This is a genomic window from Streptomyces sp. NPDC001508 (assembly GCF_040298665.1).
Taxonomy (GTDB): domain Bacteria; phylum Actinomycetota; class Actinomycetes; order Streptomycetales; family Streptomycetaceae; genus Streptomyces.
Genome location: NZ_JBEPAP010000015.1, coordinates 111546 through 134526, shown reverse-complemented (window position 1 = coordinate 134526; position 22981 = coordinate 111546). Strand labels below are relative to the sequence as shown.

The window sequence follows — 22981 nt, the reverse complement described above, 5'->3', positions numbered from 1 at the left end:
GCGCTTATTATAGCTGCACTTATTCAAGCGCGGCTGTTGTCAGCGGAGCGCGTCGGCCGGGCCGTGCAGCTGTGCGCGGTTCGCTGCGACCGTGCCGTGGGACCATCCTTCCCGGTCCTGGGCGCGCGTCTGGCTGAGGTTGTAGGACAGTTCCGTGAACCACCCGTCAACCTGGTCGTTCACTGCCTGGGCCCGGGAGGCAAGGACCGGCAGCAGCCCGGGCCCGTGGTCCTTGCCGGCCGCCTTGGTGGCCTGCTCGGTAGCCCGGCTCAGCCGCTGGGCGATGCGCGTGGCGTAGGCCGTCAGGAAGGACTGCCGGTAGGAGCGGGTGCGCGAGGCTCCGTCACGGTGGGTTCGGCTTCCGGCCGCCTGGAGCGCGGACTGCGCCTGCACCAGCAGCGAGGTGTACAGCAGCTCCACCGCCCGCGCGTCGGAGGCGAAGCCGACCACCGTGGCAAAGCCCAGGTTCCGCGACCACACCGTGCGGCAGCGGTTGGCCTCCGCCACCGCCTGCAGCAGGTGCACCTTCGGTTCCTCGTACGGGGCATCCACCCCCACGCGCACACCGCCCGGCGCCTGCCGGGTCTCCTGCTGGGCGTCCAGCAGCGCGGCGTCGATGCTGTGCTGGGCCATGAGCTGCTGTGCCTTGGCGGTGAGAGCCTCGGCCTCCTCGGTGAACTCGGTGGACTCGGCCTTAGCCAGCAGCCCGCGGACCTTGGCCAGCACCGGAGCCTGTGTACCGCCGCTGCCGGAGGCGGCAGGGGATGCGGCCTCGCACGGGGGCGGCATCAGCAGCGGAATCTCCGGGAGGCCGCTGAGCAGGTCAAGAAGTTCTACCCAGGCCCGTCCCAGCACGGTTGGCTCGCACTTCTCGCGGGCCGCGGCACCGGTCAGGTACGTGTCGTCGTCACTCCACCACACCTCGGCGGGCAGGGTGGCCAGTTGGGCTGCCCAGCGCTCGTCCAGGCCCGCGGCCGGGTAGGCGCGCTGTTCGGCGGCGACCAGATCGGCCGCGATCCGCCCGTGCCGTGCCTTGAGTTCGCGCCGGGCGGCGCGAACCACGTCGGCGGGCTGCCAGCCGCGGTGCCACACCGTGTGCAGCACCTCGCTGCCTGCCGCCAGCACCGCGCGGCCCATGCCCGCCTTGGTGAACAGGGCGGCCGCCCGCTCCAGTGCGGCTTCGCGGCGCGCTGTGTCGTCGAGTGGGACGGCGCACACCCGTTCCATGGCCTCGTTGAGCAGGTCGGTGACCGAGAGCGGGCCGCGCGGACGCGGTACGGACGTCCCGCTGACGCCCGCTTCGCAGAACGGATCACCACAGGTACAGCCGCCGAACCCGGACCCGAACGCGGCGCCGAAGCCCTGTTCCTGCCCGGTGCGGGCACGTTGCCGAGCATCGCGCTGCTTCTTCTTGGCTCGCCGTCGTTCCTGGTTGCGCTTGCCCACTGCTGGTCCCTCGTGCTCGCGGATGCGTTGCTGTCCCCGCGCCGAGCGTAGCGGCCCCGGCGACCGGTTCTCCTCCCTCTTCCGGGGTGCGCTTGAATGACCGTATGGCTGTGGTCATGGACGAGGAGACGGTGTACGCGTTCGCCGACGACACCGAGGTCACCGAGGGGCGGACCCTGCTCGGCGACGGGGCGGTGACCGAAGCGGAGAGTGAGCCCCACGGCGTCGGCGGCCTGGTGCGGGACGGCTCAGGCGCCGCCCGTGACGTACGGGTACAGGTCGTGGGGAGGAAACTGACGGCGCAGTGCGACGGCCCGTGCGCCGTGGCGTCAGGGCGCTTGTGCCGGCACGCTGTCGCTCTCGCCCTGCACGCCGTCGAACGGCAGCTGCCCTGGCACGCCGTGCCCGCCGACGAGACCCGCCGCGCACCCGGCGCTGCCCTGGACACACTCACCGCCGTGGAGAAGGCGGCCGTACTGGACCGGCTCCTTGACGCCCGGCCCGAACTGTGCACGGATGCAGACCAGTTGGCCATACGACTTCTCGCCCCGCGCCCCCGTACCGAACTGGCCGCCCTTCAGGAGAGGACCGCGGCCGAGGTCGAGCAGGCCCTGCGCACCCTGGACATCGCCCACCTGAGCACCGGCCACCGTCCCGGCGTCGGATACACCGACGTGTACGAGGCCGCGAGCCGTCTGATCGAGCCGGTCATCGAGAGGCATGAGGCCGATGTCCGCCGCCGTCTGGCACTCGGCATGCCCGACGCGGCCGAGGCCGTGGCCCTCGGCGTACTCGACGGCCTGGACGCCTGCGAGGGCGACTACGACGGCGACGAGGTGCTGTGCTACGCCGGGGAGGACCTCGCCGAGACCTACGGCCACTCCTTCCGCGAACTGATGCGCACCGCGGGCCGGGCCGTGGAATAGACCCGCCCTGCCCGGTGGCGGCACCGCACGCGGTGTCTCGCTCAGGAAGCCATCGGCACCTCGCGCGGCGAGACCCTGACAGTGCGGGCTCCCCGCCTGTGCCATCGCGTAAAGAGCGCCATCGAGCAGCTGCGTACACGTCGTAGTCGTCGGTGTCCGCGGCGCCGCTCATCGCCCTGACGTCGAGGACGGCCCTCTTGCTGCTTGCTCATCCGAGCTCATCTGCCTCTGGCCAGAGGTTGCCGGTGCGGGGTCCGGTGTGCTCGGGTCGGGACAACCCGTTCACCGCGCGGAAGCGAGGCAGAACCATGGGGACGCGACACGGCCAAGCGCAACCCCTCACCGTGACCTGGGAGATCGAGACCATCGGTGGCGAGGAGGGTGAGGCGTTGGCACGCCTCCAGGCGACGGTGATGATCGAGGTCATCGCGTGGATCGCGGAGCAGCGACGCAAGCAGGGCAGTTCATCGGCGTCTGAGCAAGACTGAGCGTGTGCGTTCTCGGCTCGTTCCTGACCGCCGCGGCGGGCCTCGAAGGGCACGAACCTGCGACCAGCAGGCAACGCCCGATCCGAAGCCGCGACCCACCCCTGAGCAGGGCTTTCTTTCGGGCACACGGCAGGACGACCACAATCCGAGCGGTAACCCACATGCGCCCCAAGCACACCAGGGAAACGTGCGGCGACGCGCTGACCTGCACAGTCAGCGCGCCACCAAGAGTGCCCCCGGCAGGATTCGAACCTGCGACACCCGCTTTAGGAGCGAGGTTGGGCGATCACGGGCCTGACCAGCGGATTCCCTGCTTCTGGTGACGTCCGGGCGCGGTACCTCTTCGTACCCCGATTCCCCGTGATTCCCCGCCCGTTCTGGCACGAGAGTGGCACGGGCTTGGGTGATCAGTTATCGGCAACTCGCCCTGAAAAGCAGGGAGTTGATCCAATCTACCGTTTCACGTGAAACCGACCACTCGGTGCACATGCCCACGTGATCGATGGAGTGACTTTGGCCGGGAGCTGCTTTGGGGGGAGTGATCATGGCCCCGTAAGCTTCCGGCGCGTCGGGCAGTCTGTTGACCTGCCCGTTAAAGCACGACGTTGGGGCCATGATCTTCGAGGCTCCCCCCAAAGTGGCTGGCTAAAGTCACGGAGTCGATCACCCCAGCCAGCCACGATCCCACCCACCACGCCCCGCAGGTCCAACGGAGCTCCCAGCCGTCGCGCACCTGCTTTTGGATCAGGCTGTCTTTTGGGTCCGTGGCGGATCATGCGTGAAGTCCCGTGCGGCTGTGCCGTCTCTCCAGGTCGGGCCTGGCGATGTGGGGACAGGGATGGGGATCAGGCTTGGTCCGGTGTATCGGCCCGAGGCGGGCCAGAGCGTGAAGCGTGATCACCCCCAGGTTGTTGAGTGTGGCGCGGGGCCGGGGCCGGGGCGCGCGGGCCGAAGGCAGGAGCGAAGCCCCGAGCCCCGAGCTCCGCGCCGGCCCGCAGTGCGGGCCTGTGGGGAGTGATCTACGCGGCGACGGCCGGTGCCGTCAGGCCAGCGCGACCGGATGGCCGAAGGCCAAGAGCCCCCACCCAGGTCGTATGGCGCCGTAGGCCAGTGACCAGGAGTGGAGGCTCAAGCCCTGGGGGCTGTGAAGCGTGGGAAAGCTGAGGTGTCCCATGGTGGTGCCGTCGAGTCTTGTTCTCCCAAGTGCGCGACGGCTGGGAGCTCCGTTGGACCTGCGGGCCTTGGTGGGCGGATCACCCTCCCCGCCGGAACGGCGGGGCTTGATGAGGTAGAGAAACCCGTAACTCTGGGCCGCCAAGGTGATCAGCCGACCGCGCTCCGTTCGGCTAGGCCACGCAAGGATTCGGGGACACGAGGCTCTGAGAGTTGGACCAAGTCTCGGATGACTTCGCGGGCCAGGTGGTGGTCATGGATCTGCTCGGGTGCCAAGGCCTCGGCTTCCAAGAGGGCGGCTGTGGCCTCGCCAACGTGTCGCCGCTGCGCGTGAGCCCGCGCCACGTCAAGGAAGAAACGGGACTGCCGTTCGGGCGAGAGACCCGATACATCAACCCCCTGGGCTACCTCCAGGGCTAGTCCCGCGTCCCCCAACTCGACCGCCGTGCTCATCGCGTGGATCTCGACGTTCGTAGGCCCGAACTCCGTGTCGAAGTCGTTGCGATCTTCCCCCAGTCGGGCGCCGATTTGGCGGGCCTGGTTGATGTGCTCATGAGTCTTCGCCCGATTGCCCTCTCGCGCGTTGATCACGGCGAGAACCAGATTCATGGCACCCAACAAAGACAGTTCTTCGGGGGGACACGCGGGGGACTCCGCCCTGGGCGCCATGACGGCCACGGCGGACTTCGCTGCCTGCTCGGCCTGCTCCATGTGCTGCTGCCGCATGAAAGCGTGGGCCATGCGGAACAGGCTCGCTACAACCTCCAAGGGCTGGCCCGCAAGTTCGGCGGCCTGTAGCGCCCGGTCTGCTGCGATCCATGCAGCGTCAGCTTGGTCTTGGCGGGTGAAACTCGCCGCTGCTACCTGGTACGCCTTGGCGCGGAGGGCGTGAAGTTCGGTGCGATCACTGGCAGGAGCGTGCCGTACTGCGGTCTCGATGCTCGGAAGCAACTTGGCAAGGTGATCACTCAACGCCGCGTAGCTCGACGCATGCGCGAGCGTCCATGCCTCTTCCACGCGGTGACGGAAGTCGGCCACCGGGGGGATTGGCTCGGTCGGCGGCTGCTCGAACAGACTGCCCAGGGCTGGGTGTCCCGTGAGGGCCACACGCAGACCATCGAGATCGTTGTTTCGGTGGATCTCCTCGGACTCTGCCTCCTCGGTCGCTGCTGCATCCGGCCGCACCTCACGAACGGACACGTTCAGTGCGTCGGCGAGGGCCTGAAGCACTGACAGACGCTCAACAGGTTGTACGCCTCTTTCGACCTGTGAAACCCAGCTCTCTGACCGCCCCATCGCGGCGGCAAGGTCGCTCTGCGACATGCCTGCATCGCGGCGCAGCTCCTTGACTCGCTGGCCAAGGGTCTTGGTGTCGGAGCCTGTCATGCCTCGGCTCCGGTGGGGTGCTTGCCGGCGTACGGCTGGAGCCGGTCAACCTCGGTCTTCTCGACGTACTTGGAGCGCTCTTCAAGGAAGCGACGGGTGTGGGGCTGCCGCTCGTGCTCCTCGAATGCCTCGTGGTTGGCGTACAGCTCGTAGAAGATCCGCTCATTGGGTGCGCCCTCGACCTGGTGGCATGCGTAAACCAGCGTGCCGGGCTCATGAGCCTGGATCCCTGCTGCGGTCTCCCGAATCAGCGCGTCGAACGCTTCACCTGCACCATCGCGAAGCGTGAAGCGAACAAAAAGACCAAAGTTGCCCATTTCTCCTCCTTCTCGTCGCATTCAGTCTCGCAGAGTGGAACCAAGACTGCTAGTCGCAGGATTTCTGTTGACTCGCAGTTTTTCTGCGAGTAGCTTCGATGGTGTTAGAGCAACGAGAGGCGCCGGGGCGGTGCCCTACCGCCAAGCAGACCCGCCGCCCGGCGCCCTGAAGGCCAACCAACCAGAGGGAGAGTCGATGTTTGGGAAGCGTGGTCAGAGCACGGAAAAGTCCGAGTACAAGGCCCGTGTGAAGCAGTTCGGCGGTTGCCCGCCCTGCCCGAAGTGCGAGGGGTCCGGCGAGAACGCTGCCGGTGACGGGTGCGACCCGTGCTGGTCGACCGGGATCGAGCCCGGTCCGAAGGTTCCCCCGCGTAGCCAGCACCGCCGCTGACTGATCCGTTCATGCCGGGGCGGCGCTCCTACCGCCAAGCAGACCCGCCGCCCCGGCTCCCAACAAAGGGAGCTTCCATCATGCCCGCAACGCTTGTTGCTCCGCACGCTCCGATCGTCGCGTTAGTCGAAGAGCTGTCGTCCTGGGAACGCGCGGTGGCGCTGTACGCCTCGGACATGCCGACCGCCTACCGCTCTCAGGGCCGCGAGGACTCGAACCTTCTCGGCTGGATCAAGCAGGGCGTCGCCCGGCTCGGTCGCGACGAGACCCGTCGGCAGGCTTCCTACCTGGCCGGGTACCGGCGGGTGTGGCTGCGTGAGCTGGTTACCCCCGAGATCGCCCGCCGTCACTCGGAGCGCTTCCCCTCGGCCCGGCGGCTGAACACGGCTGAGGACAAGGCGGCCACCTCGATCATGTCGCTAGCCAGGGTTACCCCGGCAGCGCGGAGCCTCCCGGTCGTGATCGACGGTGCGTGCCCGACGTGTGACGGCGCCGGGAAGCTCTGGGGCACCTGGATCATCGACGCTGAGGCGGACTGGTCCGAGACGGGTTACCGCCCCTGCTGGCTGTGCCAGGACGGCGGTGCCGCGTGAGCTACTTCGAAGAGCCGTTGCACGCGCACGAGGCTGCCGACGAGGAACGCACCGAACGCATCGCCGTGTGGCTGGACCACAACGACGTCCGACCGAACACCGAGTTCTTCACCGTGATCGCCGACGCGGTCGACGCTGAAGACGTCGCCAAGCTGTTTGGCACCTACCCGCCCCTCAGGCACGGCTACCCGAGGGAGGAATACCTGTGACGGTGTTCCCCGTCGCCCCTGAGGCCGTGGCCGGTGCTGCGGCCTCTCTGGGCACCGACCCGCTGACCATGGCCGACCTGCTGCGGGTGGCGAACTCGCCCGGCTTCGACCGCTGGCAAGAGCAGATCCGTCGTACGGGCGGTTGCTCGCACCCGATCCGGCTCATGGGCCAGACCACTACCCGCGATCGCGCGACCAATGACGTCCTGTACTCCTACAGCACGGAGCATGAGCCGGGCGGCATGCTGCGGGTGGCGTGCGGCAACCGGCGGGCCTCCCGCTGCCCGGCCTGCGCCTGGACCTACGCGGGAGACACCTACCACCTGATCCGTGCCGGGATCACAGGCGACTGGAACAAGGGCGTCTCGACCGAGGTCCGGGAACACCCCCGCGTCTTCGCGACCCTGACCGCCCCGTCGTTCGGGCCCGTGCACAACCGGCCGGATGCCGGGCGCTGCCGCTGCGGGAGCTCCCACGTCGACGGTGATCCGGTGTTGGGGACGGCGCTGGATCCGGGCCGGTACGACTACGCGGGCGCGGTGCTGTTCAACAACTTCGCAGGCGACCTGTGGCGCCGGTTCACCATCTACCTGCCCCGGGAGATCGCCGCTCGTGCGGGTCTGACACAGGCTGCGTTGAAGGATGTGTGCCGGGTCTCCTTCGGCAAGGTGGCGGAGTTCCAGAAGCGGGGCGCCGTGCACTTCCACGCGGTGGTGCGCCTGGACGGTCCCGACGGGCCCGACTCGGCTCCGCCGGTGTGGGCCACCACAGCCCTCCTGGACGACGCGATCCGCGCGGCTGCCGGACGTGTCTCCGTGCCGGTCCCGGCCTCCGGGGACTTCCCCGCTCGGACGCTGCGGTGGGGCTCCCAGGTCGACGTACAGCCGATCGGCGCCCTGGGCCAGGAAGAGCTCACGGAACAGGCGGTCGCCTCCTACGTCGCGAAGTACGCCACGAAGGCGGCCGAGACCACCGGGACCGTGGACCACCGGATCGGGGAGCTCTCGGAACTCGACAAGCTGCCGCTGCCCGCGCACACCCGGCGCCTGATCGAAGCCTGCTGGGACCTGGACGACGCGTACCCGGACCGGATGCTGGCCCGCTGGGCTCACATGCTCGGCTTCCGGGGCCACTTCTCGACCAAGAGCCGCCGCTACTCGACCACGTTGAGCGCGCTGCGTCAGGTGCGGGCCGACTACCGGGCCCGGCAGGAACGCCGCGAACGCGGGCTCTCCGAAGACCTCGACGACTCGGAGGGCTCCACGCTCGTGCTCGCTCACTGGACCTACACCGGACAAGGCCACACCCCCGGTGAGTCCTGGCTGGCCGCAACGATCGCGAAGGAGATCCGCCTGAACCGAGAGACCGCACGCGAAGCCCTGGCAGACATGCCGGATCTTGAGACCGAGGGGGAGTGGTGACCATGGATCGGCTTCTGACTGTGGATCAGGTCGCCGAAGTCCTCGGGACGGGTGTCCGCTTTCCCCGGCGCCTGATCGAGGAACGTCGGATCACGTTCGTCAAGGTGGGGCGGCATGTCCGTATCCCCGAGAGCGCGCTGTCTGCCTACATCGCTGAGCACACCGTTCAGCCGGTGACCGTTCAGCGTGGCGTGCTCAGGAGGGTTGCCTGATGGCGAACAACCAGGGCAAGCGCCGCCGCTTCGGATCGGTCCGGCAGCTCAAGTCCGGCCGCTGGCAGGCCCGCTACCGTGACCCGAACACCGGTCAGCTCCGGGGCGCTGAGGAGACGTACGCGACCAAGACCGATGCTGAGGTCGCGTTGAGCCTCATCGAGGCGGACGTCACTCGCGGGCAGTGGCACGACCCTGATGCGGGCAAGGTCCAGTTCGGTGAGTACGCCACGGCGTGGCTCAAGGATCGCAAGCTGGCGGCTCGCTCGCGCGAGCGTCATGAGTCGGTGATCCGGCTTCACCTGCTGCCGACCTTCGGTGAGCGGCCCTTGTCCTCGATCACGACGGCTCGTGTCCGGGCCTGGCGCACGGAGTGCCTGACGCGGACCGGTGAGCCGACGGTGGTGAAGGCGTATCAGATCCTGCGGGCGATCCTGAACACGGCTGTGGATGATGAGCTGATCCGGCGCAACCCGTGCCGGATCAAGGGCGCCGACCGCTACGACGTGCCGGAACGCCCCGTCCTCACCGTGGCCGAAGTCTTCGCCGTGGCCGACGCGATCGTCCCGCGCTACCGGCTGCTCGTCCTCCTGGCGGCCTTCACGGGCCTGCGGTTCGGGGAGCTGGCATCGCTCCGCCGGCGTGACGTCGACACGGACAACGCGGCGCTCATGGTCCGGCGCTCACAGGCGGAAATGCAGACGGGAGCTCTGTTCGACAAGGCGCCGAAGTCTGATGCCGGGGTCCGGCCGGTGGCCTTCCCGACCGAGCTCCTGCCGGATGTGAAGCGGCATCTCGACGCCTACGCGGGGCGTGGCCGTGACGGGCATGTCTTCCTCGGGCCTCAGGGCGGTCGGCTGCGGCGCAGCAACTTCCGCGACGACTGGATCGATGCCAGGAAGGACGCCGGGGTCACCGTGGATGCGCACTTCCACGATCTTCGGCACACGGGGAACACCCTGGCCGCGTCCGGCGCGAGCCTGCGTGAGCTGATGACGAGGATGGGGCACAGCACGCCCCGCGCCGCGCTGATCTATCAGCACATGGTCAACGGACGTGACCGTGAGATCGCTGATCGGCTCGGCTCGATGATCCGTAAGGAGCGGGGCGAGACGGACTCGTAGCGGACCATCTGGCACGTGCGTGGCACGGCCGTGATCATGGCAAAGGGCCAGTTCGAGGGGATCATGCCCCTGAACTGGCCCTTAGTCGTGTGCCCCCGGCAGGATTCGAACCTGCGACACCCGCTTTAGGAGAGCGGTGCTCTATCCCCTGAGCTACGAAGGCGGGGGTCTGTCGGGAGACGGGGCTGAGGGGTGGTCGGAGGTGGTGGACCGTGCTCAGTTGGGATCCCGGCAGAGCTGTGGTGATGCGGTCGATGCTGACTGCGCCACCGCAGTCAGTGTAGCGGGTGGCCTGGTGGCGGTAGGCGACTTGTGGGGGTCGGAGTGATGGCCGGGGGTGTGTGGTCGTCGAGTCGGATGCGGCGTCGCGGGGTGCGTCGTGCTGCTGCCGGGCTCGCCGGCTTTCCTGGCCTCGCCGGCCGTCGTGCTGCTGCTGGGGTCGTCGGCCGGCTACCGGCCTCGCCGGTCTTATACATCCGCCCAGCCGGCGGCATCGCCGTGCCGGCAGGGCGGGTGTGTCTGGTACGGCTAGCTAGGCGCTGTTCGAGGTTCGGGTCTGTGGCGGGACAAACGGAGCGGAAACGAGGTGATCCGACCGGCGGGGCCCGGCAGACTGTTCGAGTGACCTTCCGGTTGAGGCCCGGCATCGGGCTCGTCCTCCCGGCGAACGCGGGCGTCCTGCGATTCGGCATGACCGAGCGTGCGGCGCAGTGGACGGCGTCGACCCTGGCGGACATCCGCGCCGGCGGGTGGATATGCGGAGCGCGCTGGGCTTTCTTCTTCGTCCACCGCGACGTCCTGGTCAGTGCCTATGCCTGCACGGCTTGTGTCGAGCAGACCATGGGGCATCTGATCGTCGAGCGGACCGAGCGGGTCCCGGACCGGGCCGCCGACGTTCCGGTCGCCTTCGGTGACGTCGACCTCTTCGGCTACCCGGTCCACGAACTGACCGAGGTGCTCGACCCGTCGGACCGCAAGCTCCTGTTGTCCGCGGACATCAACCCTCACAGCACGCACTACCTGTCCGCCGTACGCCTCGACGTGTGTGAAGGCGTCCGCCGCTAGCGGTCCGCGTCCGCCGTCAGGTCACCACCGGCCCCGACATGCGCGGCGCGATTCCGGCGCGGCCGCATCGTCCGGTGACGGACCTCAGCCGGGCCCAGGCGTTGGTTTCTCCGTTCCACCGTGTCCCGTTCGAGCGTTCCAGGGGTAGTGGGTTTTGCCTGGTCAGGGTGTGTTTTGGCGTTCCAGCGTTCCCAACTGGCCGTTGTGTGTGGCGGCTGGGACGGGTCTCCCCGCACGCTCCAGTCATCCGAGCACCACAGCCACCCGAACAGCGAAGGGGAACCGCGCCATGTCCGGTATCCGTAACTCCCGTACCCGTCTCGTCGGCGCCGCCGCCACCGTCGTACTCGCCGCGCTCTCCCTGACCGCGTGCAACGACGGTACGGGCGTCCATGACGAAGGCGCCTCGACCGGAGCCTCCGCCCCCGCGTCGTCCTCCGCCGGCACCCCCAAGTCCGACGCGCCCGCCGCCGACGCGCCCGCCGCCGACGCGGCCTCCGGTGGGAAGCAGCCCGTGGCGAACGGTGCCGATGGCTCGAAGCCGGCCCAGAACACCGTCGCCGCGAAGGATCCGGCCTCCGCGGGCCGGCCGGTCACCTGTGAGGGCTCGAACACCAAGACCGTCGCGGCCCCGCTCAACCGGCCCGTGAACCACATGCTGCTCACCGTCACCAACACCGGCAGCAAGCCCTGCTTCCTGTACACCTACCCGGCCGTGCGCTTCGGTGAGGCCCAGGCGGTGCCGCCGGTCATCGAGGACTCCATGCCGCAGGCCGTCGTCACGCTCGATCCGGGTCAGTCCGGCTACGCCTCCGTGAACCTGTCCGCCGCCGACGGCAGCGGCTCCGACGGCCGCACCGAGAAGTCCCTGACCGTCTACTTCCACGGCCGTTCCGGCAACGAGAGCGTCGGCGCGGGCGCCCACCCGTCGCTGCCCGCGAAGGGCGTCTACGTCGACGACTCGCTCAAGGTCACCTACTGGCAGCAGTCGATGGACGACGCCCTCAGCTGGTGATCCCGTGCGGACACGGTGAGCGTCAGCACCGTGGTCGCGCGGCTGGACAGCGTGCGTAGGGCGGTTGCGCGGCGGCGGACGAGGGTCGACTTCGTCCGCCGCGCGGGCATGGGGAACGGTAGGGAGCGGGAGGCGTTGTACGGCGGCTGCGGCTGCGGCTGCGGCTGCGGCTGCGGCACGCTCACCTGCCGTGATCGGCAGCGCCGGTCCGCCCACGGTAATCAGCGGTGGCAACGACCATGGAGCGCTCGCGCGCGGCACCGGGCATCATCCCCACCCTCGTATCCCCACCCTCGTATCCCCACCCTCGTATCCCCACCCTCGTATCCCCAGCCCTCGTATCCCCAGCCCTCGTATCCCCAGCCCTCGTATCCCCAGCCCTCGTATCCCCAGCCCTCGTATCCCCAGCCCCCGTATCCCCAGCCCCCTCATCCCCGACCCCTCATCCCCTCATCCCTCGCCCTCACCCCGTCCCCATCCCATCCCCATCCCCGCGCCCCGCCCGTTACCCCCGATCCACCCGTACTTTGTAATCCCCGTTGGGCTCCTCGGCCGTCACCTCGACGGTGATCTTTCGGTGGGGGTCCTTGAAGGTCTCGCCCGGGCCGAAGGGGGCGTCGGAGAGTTCGGCGTGGACGTTGGGGCTGCGGGTGCAGCCGCCGCTGTCGCGGTGGGCGTCGTACACCGTGATGGGGCCGCGGCCCGTGTCGACGCTCGCGTCGACCTTGTAGATGAGGATGCCGGGATGGCACACGGCCTCGTCGTTGCCGCCGGGGGTGCGCAGTTCGAGGGCGTAGCCGGTGTGCGAGGTGAGCGGGACGAAGATGAGTTTGTGGCCGCCGGGCCGGGACATCGGGCTCAGCGTGAACTCCTTGGTGCCCGGGGTGGCCGCGCAGCTGACCTGGTCGATGTCCAGCCAGCCGAGCTTCCACTTGTGCCAGCCGAGCAGGTCGTTGTTGGCGCCCCAGTCCTCGCTCATGATGTCCCAGTGGCCGACCGCGCCGCCGCCGTCCTGGGTGTAGAGGTCGGGCAGGCCGAAGACGTGGCCGTTCTCGTGGGGGAGTACGCGGTAGCCGGTGCGGGCGTAGGAGCCGGAGCCGTCGTCCTGGCGGGAGTAGACGAAGGACGCGTTGGCGATCGGTACGCCGTCGGCCACGGGAGCCTCGCCGTTGCCGGCGAAGGTCACGGACAGCACGGTGTCCAGGGCGGAGGGGCCGGCGTCGGGGCTGACCAGCACGTTCAGGAGGTCGTAGTGCCGGAAGTCGACGGTGGGGTCGGCGGCGGCCACGATGTCCTGGACCAGTTGGCGGTAGCCCGGGTCGAAGGGGGCGCCGCGTTCTATGCCGTAGTCCTGGAACGCCTTCGGCATCCGCAGCCAGGTCGGGATGGGGGTCTCGGCGCGGTAGTCGAGATGGCCGTAGGACGCGGTGTGGAACCACTCCTGGGTCTGCGGGAAGAACTCGTGGAAGCGGTCGAGGGCGTCGCCCTCGCCGGGCGCGTCGGGGAAGTCGACCATCAAGGTCAGTGCGCGGACGGTGCCGGTGGAGCGGGAGTAGCCGCCGGCGGTGGGGACGCCCTCGGTCATCTGGACCTCGCGGGCGCCGTTGATGAGGCAGGGGGCGAGGGCTGCGGTGCGGGCCAGGCCGGGGACGGATCCGGCGCCGGCGGTGGTGGTGCCGGGTATGAGATGTCCGGTCCCGGCGGAGGTGCTGACCGCCAGGGTCAGGGCGGTCACGGATGCGAGAGCGGCCACGCGCCGCGGGCGTATCCGACGGGCGATCGGCTGCGGCTGCGACTGCATGCAGGGGCCTTTCGCTCCACGGCAGCCGCCGGTCTCCGGCTGCACCCTTGCGATCACCCTGAGTCGTCAGGGCGCGGGTCGCGCGCTGGAGGAGGCCGAACGTGGGATTCTTGAGGCGTACGAGTGTGAGTCAGGTCACATCAAATCTTTCTGCGAGCGGGAAATAACCGGGGACCACCTCCCCGTTTAGACCTGTGTCCGAGCGAAAACGGGGAGTCCTTCCCCGGATTCCGTGAACCAAGCCCAGCCAACCGACCGAAGCTCGGCCGATCGACCGAAGCTCAGCCAACCAACCGAAGCCCGGAAAACTGACCGAGGAGTACGCCGTGCAGACCACGACCGCCGCGCAGCGCAAGGCGACCAGGCCGCGCGCCGACGCCCTGCGCAACCGCGAGCGGATCGTCGGCGCCGCCCGGGAGATGTTCGTGGAACACGGCCCGGATGTGCCGTTCGACGAGATCGCCCGCCGGGCCGGCGTCGGCAACGCCACGGTGTACCGCAACTTCCCCGACCGCGATGCGCTCGTACGCGAGGTCGTCTGCTCCGTGATGGACCGTACCGCGCAGGCGGCCGAGCAGGCGCTCGCGGAGACCGGGGACGCCTTCGAGGCGCTGGAGCGTTTCGTGCACGTCGCCGCGGACGAGCGGATCAGCGCGCTGTGTCCGATGGTCTCCAGCACCTTCGACCAGAACCACCTCGATCTGAAGGCGGCGCGGGAGCGCGTCGAGGACATCATCGGCGAGGTCATGGACCGGGCCAGGTCGGCGGGCCAGCTCCGGCCGGACGTCGGCGTCGGCGATGTCATGGTCGCGGTGGCCCAGCTGTCCCGGCCGCCGGCCGGCCTCGGCTGCCTCAGCCTGGACCGCTTCGTCCACCGGCACCTTCAGCTGTTCCTGGACGGGTTGCGGGCCCCGGCCCGCTCCATCCTGCCGGGCACGGCGGCGACCATGGAGGACCTACGCCAGACCTGACGCTCAGTTCCGGGCCGTAGACCGGCCTTCTCGCAGCACGTCAGTCACGTCCATCTCCACGTACCACGACCACTTCCACTGCGGTCACGATCCACGGCGGTCACGTTCGTCTCCGCGTCGGCCACGGCGTCGCACACGACCGCCGGCCGCCGGCGGCGACGCGCCGTCCGTCTTCGACGACCGTTCACCTGTTCACCCGCCCATCTGTCCATCTGCCCATCTGTTCTGTTCGCCTGTTCCGTCACGACGTCCCGGCCTTCCCTTCTGAAGGTCAAGAAGTCCCGAAGTCCCGAAGTGGGTACCCCCATGTCTGAAACAGCCTCAAAGGCTTTTGGCGCCCCCGACGCCAACCGCTGGAAAGCGCTCGTCTTCATCGCGCTCGCCCAGCTGATGGTGGTCCTCGACGCCACCATCGTGAACATCGCCCTGCCGTCCGCCCAGCAGGACCTGGGCATCTCCGACGGCAACCGGCAGTGGGTCGTCACGGCCTACGCCCTCGCGTTCGGCGGTCTGCTGCTGTTCGGCGGCCGGGTCGCCGACCTGTGGGGCCGCAAGCGCGCCTTCGTCATAGGTCTGGTCGGTTTCGCCGCGGCTTCCGCGCTCGGCGGCGCGGCGACCACCGGCGCGATGATGTTCGGCGCCCGCGCCCTCCAGGGTGTCTTCGGTGCCCTGCTCGCGCCCGCCGCGCTGTCCCTGCTCGCCGTGATGTTCACGGACGCCCGGGAGCGCGCCAAGGCGTTCGGCATCTACGGTGCGATCGCCGGTGGCGGCGGCGCCGTCGGCTTCATCCTCGGCGGTGTGCTCACCGAGTACCTGGACTGGCGCTGGACGTTCTTCGTCAACATCCCGTTCGCGGTCCTCGCGGCGGCCGGCGCCTACTTCGTCATCCGTGAGCCGGAGGGCGGCCGCAACCGCTCCCCGCTCGACATCCCCGGTGTCATCCTGTCCACCCTGGGCCTGGTCTCGCTGGTCTACGGCTTCACCCGCGCCGAGTCCGACGGCTGGGGCGACTCGATGACGATCGGACTGTTCGTCGCGTCTGCGGTGCTGCTGCTGGCCTTCGTGGTCACCGAGGCCCGGGTCAAGGCGCCGCTGCTGCCGCTGCGTGTGATCACCGACCGCAACCGCGGCGGCGTCTACCTCTCGCTGGGTCTCGCGATCATCGCGATGTTCGGCACCTTCCTGTTCCTCACCTACTACCTCCAGGTCGTCAAGGGCTACTCGCCGATCCAGAGCGGCTTCGCCTTCCTGCCGATGGTCGCGGGCATGATCACCGGTTCGACGCAGATCGGTACCCGGCTGATGACCCGGGTCGCGCCCCGGCTGCTGATGGGGCCGGGCTTCCTGGTCGCCGCGGCGGGCATGTTCCTGCTGGCCCAGTTGGAGATCGGCTCCAGCTACGCCTCGACGGTGCTGCCCGCGATGGTGCTGCTCGGCCTCGGCATGGGTACGGCGTTCATGCCCGCCATGTCGCTGGCCACGCAGGGCGTCCAGCCGCGGGACGCGGGTGTCGCCTCCGCGATGGTCAACACCTCGCAGCAGGTGGGCGGCGCGATCGGCACGGCCCTGCTGAACACGATCGCCGCCTCTGCGACGACCTCGTACATCAAGGACCACATCGCGACCGCGGCCACCGGGCGGCAGCGGCAGCTGGTCCAGCTCCAGGGCATGGTGGAGGGCTACACCAGCGCCATCTGGTTCGCCGTCGGCATCCTGGTGGTCGCCGCGGCCCTCGCCCTGACCCTCGTCAACGCCGGCCGTCCCGGCGGCGGCACGGCGGCCGCGGGCGAGGACGCCGAGGACGACGCCGCGGTGCCGGTGATCGCCCACTGAACCGCCCGGGTACCCGCTCGGCCTGTGTCGTGCGGGCGCGGAAGGGGACGCCGCGCACGTACGACGTCCGGGACCCGCCCGGTGCTCCGGGTGAGGTCCGGGACCTGCCCCGGCTCCCTGCGGGAGCGGCTCAGCGGAGCCAGGGCAGGTCCGCACCCGCCTCGTTCGGCTGAAGGCCCTCGGCGACGATCTCCATGATCTCGCCGAGGGCTTTCTGCTGCTCGGGGGTCAGCCGCTCGAACAGCGCCTGGCGCACGGCCGCCACATGGCCCGGCGCGGTGCGCCGCAGCACCTCGTGGCCCTCCTCGGTCAGCACCGCGAACTGGCCCCGCTTGTCGGCGGGGCAGTCCTCGCGGCGCACCCAGCCGTTCTTCTCCAGGCGGGAGACGGCGTGCGAGAGCCGGGAGCGGGTGATCTTCGCATTCATGGCCAGCTCGGTCATCCGCAGCCGGCGGCGCGGGGCCTCGGCGAGCTGGACGAGCAGTGCGTAGTAGATGTGCGGCATGCCCGCGTCACGCTGGAGCTGGCGGTCGAGGTGGTCCTCCAGCAGGGTGGTGGCGTGCAGGTACGAGCGCCACACACGCTGTTCCTCGTCGGTGAGCCAGCGGTGCTGCGGGGCGGAGCCGGGTGCCGTGTCCATGAGGTCTACTGTACGAGGCACCTTCTTGAAGTTTGAACAAGTCGGGCGTACGGTCTTGAGTGAGAACTTGAGACTTAAAGTAACTGGATGCGGGTCGCCCTGCCGCCCGGTCCACCGGAGGGAGTCGCCGTCATGTCCGCCGCCGCGCAGGAACGCATGCCCGCCCTTTATCTGAGCCACGGCGCCCCGCCGCTCGCCGACGACCCGATCTGGCCCGGCCAGCTCGCCGCCTGGTCCGCAGAGCTGCCGCGGCCCAAGGCGATCCTCATGGTCTCCGCCCACTGGGAGGAGGCGCCGCTCGCCCTCGGCGCCGTCCGTACCGTCTCCCTCGTCTACGACTTCTGGGGCTTCCCCGAGCACTACTACCAGGTCACCTACGCGGCGCCCGGCGCCCCGGAACTGGCCGAATCCGTGCGCAAACTGCTGCGCGCACCCGGCACCCCGGTCCAAGACATCCCGGACCGCGGCCTCGACCACGGTGCGTACGTCCCCCTCGTCGAGATGTTCCCCGCGGCCGACATCCCCGTCCTGCAGATCTCCATGCCGACCCTCGACCCGGTGCGCCTGATGGAGATCGGCCGCAGACTGGCGCCGCTGCGCGACGAGGGCGTGCTGATCGTCGGCTCCGGCTTCTTCACCCACAACCTGGCCGCGCTGCGCCATACGGGCGGCGGGGTGCCCGCCTGGTCCTCCGAGTTCGACGACTGGGGCCGCCGGGCCCTCGAAGCCCGCGACTGGGACGCCCTGCTCGACTTCCTCGACAAGGCGCCGGCCGGCCGCTACGCGCATCCGCGCACCGAGCACTTCGCGCCGCTGTTCGTGACCATGGGCGCAGCGGACGACGGCGCCGGGCCGGCCGTGCCGGAGTCGGTGATCGACGGTTTCTGGCTGGGCATGGCAAAGCGCTCAGTACAGTTCGGCTGACCACCGGGCGGGCCTTTGGGGTGCGGGTGTCCCAGGGGGACTTTCCTTGTCCCGGGGTGCCGAGGTCGGTGACGGTGGGGTGTGGCTGGGGGCGGTGAGGCGGATGGTGCTGCCCGGATGTCCTGACCGCGCTGCGGGGTGTGTGTCGAGGTGCCGGGCTGCGGTGGTGGGCCCGCCGGGTGTGCCGAGGTTGGTGATGGCGGGTTGTGATGGGGGAAGGCACGGAGGCGGGGTCGGTGCTGTCGGGGTGAGCGGTGTGGCGCGGGCTCTCGGATGGGCGGTGTTGTCCCGGGGGCCTACAGTCCCTTCTCGTACCAGGCGACGTCCCAGTAGCGGCCGAACTTGCGGCCCACTTCGCGGTACGTGCCGACATACCGGAACCCGAAGCGTTCGTGCAGCCGCGTCGACGCCGTGTTCGGCTGGGCGATGCCCGCGTAGGCGCGGTGCAGGTCCTGCCCGGCCAGGGCCGCGAAGAGGGCCTTGTAGAGCAGCGTGCCGATGCCGCGGCGGCCGGCGCGCGGGGCGACGTACACCGTGGTCTCCACCGAGGTGCCGTACGCGGGCTTCGCGCGGTAAGGACTGGATGTGGCGTAGCCCAGAATTCGCTGAGAGTCCGCGTCCACGGCAACCATCAGCCGGTACGGGCCGTCTTCCGGATGGGAGAGCAGCCAAGGACGGCGCTCTTCCGCAGTGACAGTCGCGGTATCGAATGTGATCGGGGTCTCGCGTACGTAGTGGTTGTAGAGGTCTGTGAGCGCTTCGAGGTCGCCCTCGGCCCCCGGCCTGACCTGCACATCCGTACGTTCCGGCGGCATCGGGCCTCCTCATGTGGCGGCACAGGGTACTGCATGATCAGAAAAACTGGGGGGCAGGTTGGGAATTCTGTCCGGATTCCAGTCGTTGTTTCCTTCGGATGCGGGGCACTCAACGAGAGTCCGAGGAGTTCTCTGAGTGCTGAGCTTCCAGCAGACACCCGCCAGCCCCCTCCCGATCCCGGCTCCGGCCGGACCGGGGGACCCCGATTCGAAAGGGAGCACGCATGGCAACCCGTGCCGTCGCCCGTCGTCAGTCCGCCCATGGGGGTGCCTCCCAGGCTTCTGGGGGAGAGACGGCCAACTCGGCAAGCAGCGTTCGCGTCCGTGGCGGTGAGATCGCGGACCGCGACCTCGTCGGTATGTACCTCGACGAGATCGCGCGTACGCCGCTGCTCGACGCCGCCAAGGAAGTCGAGCTGTCCCAGACCATAGAGGCGGGTGTGTTCGCGCGGCAGGTCCTCGACGGTGAGGAGGAGTCCCGCACGGACGCCACCCGCGAGGAACTCCAGGCCCTGGTCGACGCGGGAGAGCGGGCCAAGGACGTCTTCATCCGGTCCAACCTCCGCCTGGTGGTGGCGGTCGCCCGGCGCTACCCGCGCAGCGGCCTGCCGCTGCTGGACCTGATCCAGGAGGGCAACGCCGGCCTGGTGCGCGCGGTCGAGAAGTTCGACTACCGCAAGGGCTTCAAGTTCTCCACGTACGCGACATGGTGGATCCGCCAGGCGATCACCCGCTCGATCGCGGACCAGTCCCGCACCATCCGGCTGCCCGTCCACCTGGTCGAGGAACTGGGCCGCATCCGACGGGTGCAGCGCGAGTTCAACCGGGAGAACGGCCGCGACCCCGAGCCCGCGGAGATCGCCGCCGAGCTGGGTTCCACGGCGGAGCGCGTCACCGACGTGCTCGACTGGGCCCGCGACCCGGTCTCCCTGAACATGTCGGTGGACGACGAGGGCGAGACCCAGTTCGGCGATCTGCTGGAGGACACCTCGGCGGTCTCGCCGGAGCAGTCCGTCCTCACGCTGCTGCGCAGCGAGGGTCTCGACGAGCTGATCGGCCGCCTCGACGAGCGCACGGCCTCCATCATCAAGATGCGCTACGGCATAGAGGACGGCCGGGAGCGCACGCTGACCGAGGTCGGCAAGGAGCACGGCCTGACGCGTGAGCGCATCCGCCAGATCGAGAAGCACGCGCTGCTGGAGCTGAAGAAGCTGGCCCGCCAGACCGGTTTCGACGCGGCCGCGTGAGCGGCGGGAGCCCGAGGTGCGGGGCGCGCGGCTCCTTCGCCGCAGGCGCCGTGCGACCGCCGTCGCCTCCCGCGTGCGCCGGGTGGCGGAAGACCGCGCAAACATGGCTGTGTACCGTCGCTTCAACGCCCCGGACCCCGGGAACAAACCCTCCGGGCCCAGGAGTTGGGGATCGGGGGCCCGACTCCGCACCCCGCGGCCGGCCACAGTCCCCTGAGCCATGTCCCGACGCACTCCCCCCGGCGCCGGGACCTTCCCAGAGCCGGGCTTCGGCGCCTCCCCCCCCGGGCGCCGGAGCCCGGTTTCTTCTTGTCCCGGCCGGCGCGTCGCCCGCGGGCTGTCACGTTTCGTCTCGGCGCGTTTTTGGGTTAGGCGGGGTGGATGTCCGGGTGGGGTCGGCCGGTGGGCGGCGTTGATCTCTGGGCGAGGTGGGCCGGTGTGCGGGGCGGGCCTCCGGGCGGGGCGGACCGGTGGGCGGCGTAGATCTCCGGGCGGGTGGGCTGGTGGGCCGCAGGCGGTGGGTGGGGTGGATGTCCGGGCGGGGTGGGCTGGCGGGCGGGGCGGGCCTCCGGGCGGGGCGGACCGGTGGGCGGCGTAGATCTCCGGGCGAGGTGGGCTGGTGGGCCGCAGGCCGGTGGGTGGAGCGTGCTGGTGGGCCACCCCGTACCTGAACCACGGGGTGGCCCACCGAATGGCAGATTCTGCCACAGGGGCATAGCCTGCCGATGTGAGCATGGCCAGTCCCCTCGATCCCGGCCCCGACCAGGGGCTTTCCGGCCTGCCGGGAGCCGCTTCCGGCTCGTTGACCGAGCGCCGCAAGGCGGAGACCCGTAGGGAGATCGCCCGCGCGGCGGCCCGGCTCTTCGCCGGCCAGGGCCTGCGGGCTACCCGCGCCGAGGACATCGCCCAGGCCGCCGGTATCGCCCCGCGCACCTTCTACCGGTACTTCGCCACCAAGGAGGAGGCCGTCGCCCCGCTCTACGCGGCGGGCGCCCAGCGCTGGGCGGAAGCCGTCCGCACCGCTCCGGCCGACCTCCCGCTGCCCGCGGCCCTCGAACACGCCACCCGGTACGTCCTGACTCCGGGCAGCGGGGTCTCCGCCGCCTCCTGGGAGTGGGTCCGCACCCTGGTTCGCCTCACCCACACCAGCCCCGCCCTGCGCCGGGTGTGGGCCGAGGTGTGCCAGGCGGCGGAGCGGACACTGGCGGACGTCTTCGCGGCCCGACTGCGCCCGCCGGCCACCGATGCTGGGCGCGATGCTGGTCTTGGTGTGGGGTCCGGTGCTGGGCGCGATGCTGGTCTTGGTGGGGGGTCCGGTGCCGGGCGCGATGCTGGTCTTGGTGTGGGGTCCGGTGCTGGGCGCGATGCTGGTCTTGGTGGGGGGTCCGGTGCTGGGCGCGATGCTGGTCTTGGTGCGGGATCCGATGCCGGACCCGGCGCTGGTCTTGGTGCGGGATCCGGCTCTGCACCCGGTGCCGGACCAGGTGCCGGGCGTGACGCCGGGTCCGGTGCCGGAACCGACGCCCGCGGCGGCGCCGCGGCCTCCCCGGAACTGCGGTTCGGCGCGGCCGTGGCGAGTGCGGCGGTGCGGGTGGCCGTCGAGTCGTGGGCCGCGGGCTCGGCGGCGGCCTCGGGTGAGGAGGGCCCCGCGGCGCTCGCCCTGCGCAACCTGGGCGCACTGCACGGCTTCCCGTGGCCGAGGACGTGAGCCGGGTGGGCGGGCGTGCCGGCCGGGTGTCCGGCTGGAGTGAGTGCGGGGCCTGAACAGGTCCCGGGCCGCCGAGCGTTGTGGGGCCGTCTGCGGTCAGCCCGCGGCGCGCGTCAGCCGGGCCGCCAACTCCCGTACGCACTCGACGAGTTCCGGCGGCTCACGGACGGTGAACTCGGGCCCGACGAGGGCCAGCCGCAGTGCGAGCCAGTCCAGGGGCTCGCCGCTGGTGCCGCGTACGACACAGCCCCCGCCGTCGGCCGGCTCCGGCGTGCCGAGCCAGGCGGGCAGGCGCGTGGCGACGACGTCCGCCGGAGCGGCGAAGGCGACCACGAACCCGTACGTCTCCTGCCGCCGGTGGATCGACCGCCGCAGATACTCCGCCGCACCGCCCGTCGGCAGCTCGCGTGGAGTGAACCGTGTCCCGGTCGCGAACGGCTCGCCGACCCGGTCGACCCGGAACGTGCGCCAGTCGTCCCGGTCGAGGTCGTAGGCGACGAGGTACCACCGCCGCCCGGTCGACACCAGCCGGTACGGCTCCGTCAGCCGCCGCGACTGCGACCCGTCCCCGGCCCGGTAGGCGAACCGCAGCCGCTCCCGACCGGCCACCGCCGACGCCATCACGGTCAGCGTCTCCGGCGCGATGCTCGCCCCGTCCCCGCTGGTCAACGGGGTCGTCGCGGACTGCAGGGTGGAGACCCGGTGGCGCAGCCGGGACGGCAGCACCTGCTCCAGCTTGGCCAGCGCCCGCACCGACGCCTCGTCCACGCCCGCCACCGCGTGCCCGGCCCCGGCCCGCAGCCCGACCGCGATCGCCACCGTCTCCTCGTCGTCGAGCACCAGCGGCGGCATCGCCTTGCCCGCCACCAGCCGGTACCCGCCGTCCGCGCCCATGGTCGCCTGCACGGGATAGCCCAGCTCCCGCAGTCGGTCGATGTCCCGGCGGACCGTACGACGGGACACCCCCAGCCGCTCGGCCAGCTCGGCGCCGGGCCACTCGCGGGGTGTCTGGAGGAGGGAGAGCAACTGAAGGAGCCGGGCCGGGGTGTCCGTCGTCATGAGTCCTCCGCGGTCGTGAGCGCCGGCGGTGCGCCGCCGTCATGTCCGCGAGCATGCCGCAGAACTAGGACATGATCCGACCTACTTGCCCCCTAGCTTCCTCCGCATGACCTCCACCGGGACCCACCCCGCACCAAACACAGCGGTAAGCACGCCATCAGACACAGCACCAAGCTCGGCATCAGACACCGCACCAAGCTCGGCATCAAATACAGGA

General features: G+C 70.0%; 20 protein-coding genes, 1 tRNA gene and 1 pseudogene. 14 read left to right on the top strand and 8 right to left on the bottom strand.

Translation table 11 applies throughout. The annotated features are described in order from the left end of the window. Positions 1–39: 39 nt before the first annotated feature. Positions 40–1446 carry a DUF2786 domain-containing protein gene (locus ABT245_RS16870; RefSeq protein ID WP_351734168.1) on the bottom strand — a complete coding sequence of 469 codons (1407 nt, stop codon included), beginning with the start codon at positions 1444–1446 and terminating at the stop codon, positions 40–42. 104 nt (positions 1447–1550) lie between these two features. On the opposite strand from ABT245_RS16870, the gene ABT245_RS16865 reads away from it, so the two are divergent. After that, entirely contained in the window at positions 1551–2372 is an 822-nt protein-coding gene (locus tag ABT245_RS16865; protein WP_351734166.1) for a hypothetical protein, read from the top strand. 344 nt (positions 2373–2716) lie between these two features. Next, positions 2717–2860 (top strand): hypothetical protein, encoded by a 144-nt coding sequence (locus tag ABT245_RS16860; protein ID WP_351734164.1) that lies wholly within the window; start codon positions 2717–2719, stop codon positions 2858–2860. 1323 nt (positions 2861–4183) lie between these two features. On the opposite strand, the gene ABT245_RS16855 is transcribed toward ABT245_RS16860, so the two are convergent. Both ABT245_RS16855 and ABT245_RS16850 read right to left on the bottom strand, forming a co-directional pair. After that, positions 4184–5419: a helix-turn-helix domain-containing protein gene (locus ABT245_RS16855; RefSeq protein WP_351734162.1), complete on the bottom strand. Its 1236-nt coding sequence runs from the start codon at positions 5417–5419 to the stop codon at positions 4184–4186. After that, positions 5416–5736, bottom strand: coding sequence for a putative quinol monooxygenase (locus ABT245_RS16850; RefSeq protein WP_351734160.1), 321 nt, complete (start codon positions 5734–5736; stop codon positions 5416–5418). The genes ABT245_RS16855 and ABT245_RS16850 overlap by 4 nt, the downstream gene beginning before the upstream one ends. 471 nt (positions 5737–6207) lie before the next feature. On the opposite strand from ABT245_RS16850, the gene ABT245_RS16845 reads away from it, so the two are divergent. Genes ABT245_RS16845 through ABT245_RS16825 form a run of 5 tightly spaced genes read left to right on the top strand, consistent with a single transcriptional unit; the run spans position 6208 to position 9686 of the window. After that, complete coding sequence (locus ABT245_RS16845; protein ID WP_351734158.1) at positions 6208–6720, top strand: hypothetical protein; 513 nt, start codon at positions 6208–6210, stop codon at positions 6718–6720. Beyond that, positions 6717–6929 (top strand): hypothetical protein, encoded by a 213-nt coding sequence (locus tag ABT245_RS16840; protein WP_351734156.1) that lies wholly within the window; start codon positions 6717–6719, stop codon positions 6927–6929. The genes ABT245_RS16845 and ABT245_RS16840 overlap by 4 nt, the downstream gene beginning before the upstream one ends. Next, positions 6926–8350, top strand: a complete 1425-nt coding sequence (repSA, locus tag ABT245_RS16835; protein WP_351734154.1) for a replication initiator protein RepSA — start codon at positions 6926–6928, stop codon at positions 8348–8350. The genes ABT245_RS16840 and repSA overlap by 4 nt, the downstream gene beginning before the upstream one ends. A gap of 2 nt (positions 8351–8352) precedes the next feature. Beyond that, positions 8353–8562 (top strand): helix-turn-helix domain-containing protein, encoded by a 210-nt coding sequence (locus tag ABT245_RS16830; protein ID WP_351734152.1) that lies wholly within the window; start codon positions 8353–8355, stop codon positions 8560–8562. After that, positions 8562–9686, top strand: coding sequence for a tyrosine-type recombinase/integrase (locus ABT245_RS16825; RefSeq protein ID WP_351734150.1), 1125 nt, complete (start codon positions 8562–8564; stop codon positions 9684–9686). Before ABT245_RS16830 ends, ABT245_RS16825 begins: the two co-directional genes overlap by 1 nt. A 90-nt stretch (positions 9687–9776) precedes the next feature. On the opposite strand, the gene ABT245_RS16820 is transcribed toward ABT245_RS16825, so the two are convergent. Further along, positions 9777–9849 (bottom strand) — tRNA-Arg (locus tag ABT245_RS16820). Between the two features lie 458 nt (positions 9850–10307). Between ABT245_RS16820 and ABT245_RS16815 the strand changes: the two genes are divergently transcribed. Both ABT245_RS16815 and ABT245_RS16810 read left to right on the top strand, forming a co-directional pair. Beyond that, entirely contained in the window at positions 10308–10751 is a 444-nt protein-coding gene (locus ABT245_RS16815; protein WP_351734148.1) for a hypothetical protein, read from the top strand. 289 nt (positions 10752–11040) lie between these two features. Then, positions 11041–11766 carry a DUF4232 domain-containing protein gene (locus tag ABT245_RS16810; RefSeq protein WP_351734146.1) on the top strand — a complete coding sequence of 242 codons (726 nt, stop codon included), beginning with the start codon at positions 11041–11043 and terminating at the stop codon, positions 11764–11766. 505 nt (positions 11767–12271) lie between these two features. Here the strand turns inward: ABT245_RS16810 and ABT245_RS16805 are convergent. After that, positions 12272–13567, bottom strand: a complete 1296-nt coding sequence (locus tag ABT245_RS16805) for a M6 family metalloprotease domain-containing protein (protein ID WP_351734144.1) — start codon at positions 13565–13567, stop codon at positions 12272–12274. A gap of 326 nt (positions 13568–13893) precedes the next feature. Here ABT245_RS16805 and ABT245_RS16800 point away from each other — a divergent pair, with 326 nt between their 5' ends. Together ABT245_RS16800 and ABT245_RS16795 are read left to right on the top strand one after the other, a co-directional pair. Next, positions 13894–14538: a TetR/AcrR family transcriptional regulator gene (locus ABT245_RS16800; RefSeq protein ID WP_351734142.1), complete on the top strand. Its 645-nt coding sequence runs from the start codon at positions 13894–13896 to the stop codon at positions 14536–14538. Positions 14539–14844: 306 nt separating this feature from the next. Further along, on the top strand, positions 14845–16371 hold the full coding sequence (locus tag ABT245_RS16795) for an MFS transporter (protein WP_351734140.1): 1527 nt from the start codon (positions 14845–14847) through the stop codon (positions 16369–16371). Positions 16372–16501: 130 nt separating this feature from the next. Here ABT245_RS16795 and ABT245_RS16790 read toward each other — a convergent pair whose 3' ends face one another. Further along, entirely contained in the window at positions 16502–17011 is a 510-nt protein-coding gene (locus ABT245_RS16790) for a MarR family winged helix-turn-helix transcriptional regulator (protein ID WP_351734138.1), read from the bottom strand. Between the two features lie 132 nt (positions 17012–17143). On the opposite strand from ABT245_RS16790, the gene ABT245_RS16785 reads away from it, so the two are divergent. Beyond that, positions 17144–17935 carry a dioxygenase family protein gene (locus ABT245_RS16785; RefSeq protein ID WP_351734136.1) on the top strand — a complete coding sequence of 264 codons (792 nt, stop codon included), beginning with the start codon at positions 17144–17146 and terminating at the stop codon, positions 17933–17935. Positions 17936–18231: 296 nt separating this feature from the next. Here the strand turns inward: ABT245_RS16785 and ABT245_RS16780 are convergent, their stop codons facing one another. Next, positions 18232–18750, bottom strand: coding sequence for a GNAT family N-acetyltransferase (locus ABT245_RS16780; protein WP_351734134.1), 519 nt, complete (start codon positions 18748–18750; stop codon positions 18232–18234). A 224-nt stretch (positions 18751–18974) separates the two neighbouring features. On the opposite strand from ABT245_RS16780, the gene ABT245_RS16775 reads away from it, so the two are divergent. Both ABT245_RS16775 and ABT245_RS16770 read left to right on the top strand, forming a co-directional pair. Next, positions 18975–19997, top strand: a complete 1023-nt coding sequence (locus tag ABT245_RS16775; protein ID WP_351734132.1) for a sigma-70 family RNA polymerase sigma factor — start codon at positions 18975–18977, stop codon at positions 19995–19997. Positions 19998–20730: 733 nt separating this feature from the next. Then, positions 20731–21225: pseudogene (locus ABT245_RS16770) on the top strand (TetR family transcriptional regulator); the annotation flags it as partial. 576 nt (positions 21226–21801) lie between these two features. Here ABT245_RS16770 and ABT245_RS16765 read toward each other — a convergent pair. Continuing rightward, the gene (locus ABT245_RS16765) at positions 21802–22764 is read right to left on the bottom strand and encodes a helix-turn-helix transcriptional regulator (protein ID WP_351734130.1); all 963 of its coding nucleotides are present in this window, start codon (positions 22762–22764) and stop codon (positions 21802–21804) included. Positions 22765–22981 lie beyond the last annotated feature (217 nt).